Annotated in this window: 5 protein-coding genes; all 5 read right to left on the reverse strand. The window is 47.7% G+C overall.

The window, feature by feature from the left end; all coding sequences use genetic code 11:
• Nucleotides 1-31: 31 nt before the first annotated feature.
• Complete coding sequence (locus ED312_RS03840; RefSeq protein WP_123214691.1) at nucleotides 32-1,402, reverse strand: glycoside hydrolase family 43 protein; 1,371 nt, start codon at nucleotides 1,400-1,402, stop codon at nucleotides 32-34.
• 14 nt (nucleotides 1,403-1,416) lie between these two features.
• Nucleotides 1,417-3,351, reverse strand: coding sequence for a glycoside hydrolase family 97 protein (locus ED312_RS03845; RefSeq protein WP_123214692.1), 1,935 nt, complete (start codon nucleotides 3,349-3,351; stop codon nucleotides 1,417-1,419).
• Nucleotides 3,352-3,446: 95 nt separating this feature from the next.
• A complete protein-coding gene (locus ED312_RS03850) occupies nucleotides 3,447-5,132 on the reverse strand; it encodes a glycoside hydrolase family 43 protein (RefSeq protein WP_394342843.1) in 1,686 nt (561 codons plus the stop codon).
• Nucleotides 5,133-5,213: 81 nt separating this feature from the next.
• On the reverse strand, nucleotides 5,214-6,062 hold the full coding sequence (locus ED312_RS03855; RefSeq protein ID WP_123214694.1) for a sialate O-acetylesterase: 849 nt from the start codon (nucleotides 6,060-6,062) through the stop codon (nucleotides 5,214-5,216).
• Between the two features lie 57 nt (nucleotides 6,063-6,119).
• Nucleotides 6,120-7,062 (reverse strand): alpha/beta hydrolase (locus ED312_RS03860; RefSeq protein WP_123214695.1); only part of this gene is annotated, 943 nt, incomplete at its 5' end.

Here is a 7,062-nt window from a genome sequence, read left to right on the forward strand (position 1 = left end):
CCCCAGTTAATGGGATTAAAGTATAGCTCAATTATTTCTCCGAAAATTTCCAGTAATCAAAATACAATATCTTACTTGATGCCTCTCCCTTAAAGACAAAATATACATCATGTACTCCTTTTATGTTTTCCACATGAGTTGATACCAGTTCCCATCGGTCATCTCCGCCCGTAAGGGGAACATCCACCGTTCCGAGCAGTTTCCCGTCAGGGCTGTCCACCCTGATCTCCATACGTATTTTCCCGTTATGGACAGTCCCCGCTCTTGCCATAAATTCTGAGGGCCCCGTTTCCCTGAAGTCCACATCCCTGACCCTGATATAGGCATTGTTCTGCATGGCTATTATAAAAACACCTACCACATCATTTTCCATGGATTTGACACCTTCGGACCATGCTATGGTTTCTGCTTCGGTCTTGATATAAGGGTTAAGGTTTTTTACCCCCTTTTCTATACCGTCGGTCATTTTCATTTGCACAATAGAACCATCTTTTTCGAATTCCGCTTTTTCAACCGCGACAGAACGCGTAAATCCGCTTCCGCCGGGCAAAGCAGCATTGTGATAAAAAAAGTACGTATTCCCTCTGAAATCCACAACACCGGGATGGTTTGTAAAAGCCCCGCCTTCAGTTGGCATTACCACTCCCCTGTATTTCCAGGGTCCTGTTACACTATTAGCGGTAGCATATCCGATATGTTCGGGCAATGGTCCCGCCGCAAAAAACATATAGTACAACCCGTTGCGTTTATACAACCAGGGGCCCTCCTCATAAGTGGTGGGCCTGCGGGGGTTTTCCTCCCCTTCCCGCTTTCCGAAGGATTCTACCGTATTGGGAAACTGCTCTATTTCCCCTTGAATGGAAATCATATCCTCGTTCAGTTTTACATAATAACAGACCGGGTTTCCCCACATCAGGTAAGCCTGGCCATCGTCATCCACAAAAGCTGTAGGGTCGATATCAGCCATACTATTGCTGATCAAAGGTTTGCCCAAAGGGTCAATAAAAGGGCCATAAGGGCTGTCTGCCACTGCTACTCCTATACCGTTTTTATTGTCCCTGTCGGTAACCGGCACATACATATAGAATTTGCCATCCCGCTCAATGCACTGCGGAGCCCAGGCATTCATCTTGCCCCAGCTAAAGTCCGTATAAGACAGGACCGCCCCATGATCTGTCCAGTTGACCATATCTTCGGTAGTGTACAGCCTCCAGTCATTCATGGTAAACCAGGTGGATTCATCTTCGTCGTGAGAGGTATAAAGATAGAGCTTGTCATGATATACCATCGGAGCGGGATCGGCCGTATAACTGGTCTGAATAATGGGGTTTTGGGCACTTGCCAGACCACAATGCACAATGAACAGTATGAAGGTGGTGATCTTTTTATATCTGAATTCCATGGGATTCCTGATTTTTATTGCGTTAATACAAACCCTCCTTTGGATTGAACGGTCAGTTGTAATGTCCCCTTACGGGAAACTTTTATTTTTTCCATATACGTTTCCTTGTCCTTATTGTCATTATATATGGTCACTGTTTTTCCGGCAAGCATGGGCAGGCTTAGTTTTAGCTTTTTGGCATCATCTTCGGCATTCACACCTGCGACATACCATTTTTCCTTATGCCTGCGGGCAAGGACACTGTATTTGCCCGGATAACCGTCGATATACAGGGTTTCATCCCAGGTGGTGGGGACCTTCTTTATAAAATCGATCTCAAACCCGGGAACATCGGTGAGGTTATTCGGGGTCAATGCAAACATTTGTACCGGGTTCTGGAAAAGAATACTTGTGGCCAGCTGGAAGCCATCGGTGGTTATGCGTTTTTGTCCTTCCCTGTTTCCTTTGTTGAGATATTTATTCAGTATAACGCCTCCGAACTCCATACTGGCTACACTGTTCCGTATAAAGGGATGAAGGCTGGCATAGAAGGCCTCCTTTTCGCGCGTATCCTGAACAAAAACCAGCATTTCAGAGGCGAGGACCGCTTCGCTCCCCACAAAATTGGGGAACATTCTCTCCCAACCCCTCGGAAGCGTGGCCCCGTGAAAAATGATCATCAGGCCATAGTCATTGGCATCGGAAAGGATATCTTCGTACAGGCGCATGGTTTCTTGCTTGTCACCACCAAAGAAGTCCACTTTCAAGCCTTTAACTCCTACTTTTTTAAGCCATTTCATTTCTTCCTTTCTGGAAACGGAGGTATTCATTTTGTTTAAGGGTGTCATAAAGGCATCGTTAGCAGTGCCGTTGGAGTTATACCACAAAAAAACGTCCACTCCTTTAGACCGGGCATACCTGACAAGTTCTTCCGTTTTTTCATAGCCGATCTCCCTGTCCCACCAGGCATCTATGAGGATGTATTCAAAATTCAATGCCGCTGCCAGGTCTATGTATTTTACCTGGTCATCGTAATTCATGCTGGGGTCCTGCCAGATGATCCAGCTCCATGTACCCCGGCCGTATTTGTAATCTTCAGACGGTTCATACAGGGGGTCGACCACATCAAACGGGATGGTGGTTTCTACTATGGGTTTTAATGTTTCCCCAACGGTTATGGTCCTCCAGGGAGTCACTCCCGGAAGCCCCAACTGTGCGCCGGTACTTCCGAAACCGTTATTTTGCCCCGGGGAAGGATAGTCAACAGTATACACGCCGTTGGTATAGCTGCTTAAGTGCGAGGCAGTGTACAGGCTTCGTACCCCGGTTTCCGAAACCAGGACCCAACCGCGTTCCCCGATATGAAAAAGCCCGGGGAACACATAACCTCCCTCGGCGTTATTTTCACTCATGGCGGCATCGGGATCGTACCCGCTTTCGTAACTCGGGGCCGTGCGGGCAAAACCGGTCATGGGTTTCATCATGGGAGATAAAAATGTAGTCGTGAATCCGGGAAACCTGAAACCGGTAATTTCCCGCTCCACCACACAAGCCCTGGTCTTCTCCCACACCGGCAACTCGTAACGGAAGGCAATATCGTTATTGCTTACCCGGAATACTACGGAGATCTTCTTACCCGCTTTATTTTTCAGGGTGTATTTCAGTGTATTTGCCTTATAGGATATTTCCGATCTCTTGATCCTGTCCTGTGTATATTCCTTTTCCACTTCCCCTTCGGATGATTCCACGAAGCTCAGGCCGGAGGTAAAATCCCCCGCATTGGTTTTAAGTCCCAGGGGAGAGTTCTCTACGAAAGTTTTTCCTTTATAGCTTACATTATACAAGACTTTGCCCTCATTGACCGACACCTCGACTTCCAGGTTTCCGTCCGGACCGGAAACCGAGATATTATTTTGTGCATGGGCCATTAATGAGAACAATAAACTACATAAAACAAGTACTCTTTTCATAAGTATTTTTTTGAGGTCCGATGTCCGAAGTATATTTACTTCTGACTTCAGACCTTTTTCTGTTTAATTTTTTTTGCGCCTCCGGGAATCGGGTATCAAAACGGAACGGTGTCGTTTGCAGATGTGGCATACAACCCTATCAGTGCCCCTGTGAAGCCTCCTGCTACATTGGTCGATAAAATATCCCCCGAAACCGTGCCTCCCAGGTTTTTAAACCCGGAACCGTCAATGGCATAGTTGAAACGGTACTCATCTCCATCAGCATCTACCTGTAATTGTATCGGTTTTTCGATATCTATGACCGTACTTGCAAGGATATCCGAACGGGCCTGGCTATCTCCCCGGTCTTTCCGGGTTCTTTCCAGCAGCAGCACGTAATCCTTTCCCTTTCTGGTAATCCCGAACACATAATTGGAAGATTCGTTTTGCAAACAGACCATACCGGCCAGGTCTTTTTCCGATCGCGGTTTGTAATCCATCGTGGTGGTAAAAGAGAAAGTATTGTGTTGTTGCCTGTAAAAAAGGGTGGACGTAGGTTTCAGTTCCTTGATGTTTGCATCAAAAGGTTCGATCTGCAAGCCGTTCTTCACTTTTGAGATAAAGGCTTCGCGGGGCCCTCTCAACCCGATCCAGCGGTAATCGAGGTTTTCCGAAGAAAAATCTTCTTCATAAGTGAAGTTCCCATTGGGGAAATAGCCTTCCTGTCCCATTTTATTGACCACGCCTTCGGGCATCTTCAGTTTGGGTTGTATAGGGACCAGGCCGTTTTCAAAAACCGGGAATTCCCCGGACCAGTCCACGGGTAAAATAAAGGTTTCCCTGCCGGTATTTACCCGGTCCTTTTCATTGGGGCGTATAGCGAGAAACACCCCGTAATACCTGCCGTCAGGTCCCTGCACCAAATCGGCATGGCCTGCCCAGTCCACTTTATTTTTACGTTTTTTCGGGAAATACCTCTGGGTAAGTATAGGATTGGAAGGTGCCGGTTTATACGGGCCTTCGGGGCTGTCGCTTACAAAGATCACCTCGCTGTGGTTACCTCCGGTGCCTCCTTCGGCACACATCAGGTAGTAGCGGCCGTCTTTTTTATAGATATGGGGAGCCTCTATCCATATGGGTTGTTGGGAAAGGTCCACGCCCCCGTTGACGACGACCTTGTCGGTACCGAGAATGACCCGGTCTTTTTCCACATCGTACTCCCAGACCTTGATCACACGGTGGCCTTCGTAAAGCGCCTCTTCCGGAGCGTCGTTGTGCACTACATAAGCCCTCCCGTCATCGTCAAAGAAAATATCGGGGTCAATACCATCAAAGCCTAATTTTATCGGTTCGCTCCACCCCTGTTCCGGGTCTTTGGTTTTTACCACGATGTTCCCCAGGCCGCCTGCAAAAGCCGTCGTGATCATATAAAAGGTATCATTATGCGGATTGTACGTAATCCCCGGAGCGTACACCCCCTGGCTTATCCCGGTATTGTGCACGTCCAGCTGGGAAGTCCTGTCCAGCACATGGCCGATCTGTGTCCAGTTCACCAGGTCGTTGGAATGAAAAACAGGTACCCCGGGAAACATCGCAAATGAAGAGCAGACCATATAGTAGTCATCTCCTTTCCGGGTGATGGCGGGATCAGGATAACAACCCTGTAATATAGGGTTATAAAACTCATCCTCCTCCAGGGGGTTGTCTTTATAAACCTGGTCATTTCCGGAATATACCGCCTTGGAGAATACCGGGTAATTCTTCTTTTGGCCGTGTGCTCCGAAAGAAAGGAACCCGGCCATAATGATCAAAAGTATCGTGTGTCTGTTTTTCATGGGTTATATTGAATTAATTTCTGATTTAATATACTGTGGAAATTTTGCTTATTTCTGTAGATCCATGCCCCACACGGAAAGCATTACTTCTGCATATCTCTTACCCAACTCCCGGTACCCTTCGGCAGAGAAATGTAATCCGTCGCCAATAGCTTCGCATCCTTCGGACGAAACGATATGTGCCGTCGGAATGGTTTGGGGCAGGGTTTTAATGATGGCATTCATGCCTGCGCATTTCCCTCCCTGCTCCCCGCTTACCAGTTCGCCGGCAAGAAGCGGGGTTTCTTCTGCTTTCAGCCTGAGATCTTCCAGCAGATTATCGTAAACAGTCTTTACTTTCTCCGGCCAGGATGTATCTCCCGTATCGGACTCGCCCTGATGCAGCAGAATTCCCTTGATCACTCCTTTTTTCCGGGCCAGTTTTGCCATTTCCACCAGGCGTTCGTAAGGATTTCCGTCATAGGTTTTGACCATGTTCTTCAACCAATCGGGTGCGTCGGATACATAGGACTGATAATTGTCTTTATCGAACAGTTCGATCTTACAGCCTCCTACGGAGACATTAATGACTCCAATACGGATATTCTCCGGTAGCCTGTCTACAAGTGCACGGCCGAAATAATCGGAGGGTGTCAAACCCGTATTACAACGGCAAAGCGGCGGGCGGGCCGTGTACCATTCTCCTTTTTTTCTCCCGAGATCGGGACAGTCTACGGCAGACAGCATACGAAAACGATTGTTGGCCTTAGTAGTATCCACAGTTTCAAAACGGGCATGTCCTTCCATATTGGACTGGCCAAAAGCCAGAAATATGTAGAAATCGGGGTCCTGGGCAAAAGTCTTGCTGCCCGACAGCAACATGACCGCACAGCTTATAAAAGTATATAATGATCTCATTGATATGTGTACTAAAAATCAGATTTTTCAATATTCCCGTACCTGGGAGAATCTATATTATCTAAACAGCAACGGTGCTAATTGATACAGGCTGCGGCGCCAGCTTTGAAACTCATGCGCCGTACCGGGCGAAACATAAAAGCGGGTGTTCATGCCTGCCTTGTTAACTGCTTCGGTGTTTTTCCTGGGGTCGCCCCAGGGACCTCTTCCCGGATTTTCGAGTTCCTTGCTTCCGTAGCTTACAAATAACAGTTTTACATTCTTTTTAAAATCCGGATGTTCTTTCAGGTCATCCGGACTAATGCTTCCGCCACTAAAAAGGCCTACGTATGAAAATACATCCGGATTGGCAAGCGTGATGGTCCGCGTTTCCATTCCGCCCATGGAAAGACCTGCCATGGCACGGTTATCCCGATTGGCGAGGGTACGGAAATGCGTATCGACATAAGGGATCAATTCATCTATAAGTACGGTTTGAAAAGGGGTAATATCAAATTCATTTAATTTTCCGAACTCGATATCATTGGTCATCCCGTAAGTCATTACGATGATAAAGGGCTTTGTTTTTCCTTCGGCGATCAGGTTGTCCATGATCAAATTGGCGTGACCCTGATTGGGCCAGGAGGTTTCGTTTTCGCCGAAGCCGTGTTGCAGATACAGGACCGGGTAGCTTTTTGAAGGATCGGTGTCATATCCCGGAGGGGTGTACACATAAGCCCTGCGGGAAGTGTTGGTGCTTTCGGAAGGAAACAATATCTGATGTACATGCCCGTGCGGGACGTTTTTTAATGCATAAAAGTCCTGGTCGCGGGCCGGCACATCCACACCGCTCCCCCATCTGACGGCCCCGTAATAATAGCGCGAACCGGGATCGGGAACGGAGGCGCCGTCTATGTTTAACTGGTAGTAATGAAACCCTTCATCCTGGGGAGCAGACTCTCCTGTCCAAACGCCGTTTTCATCCTTGACCAGGTCGTATTTTACCCCGCCGATATCCAAT

It is taken from the genome of Sinomicrobium pectinilyticum (assembly GCF_003725735.1).
GTDB lineage: Bacteria > Bacteroidota > Bacteroidia > Flavobacteriales > Flavobacteriaceae > Sinomicrobium > Sinomicrobium pectinilyticum.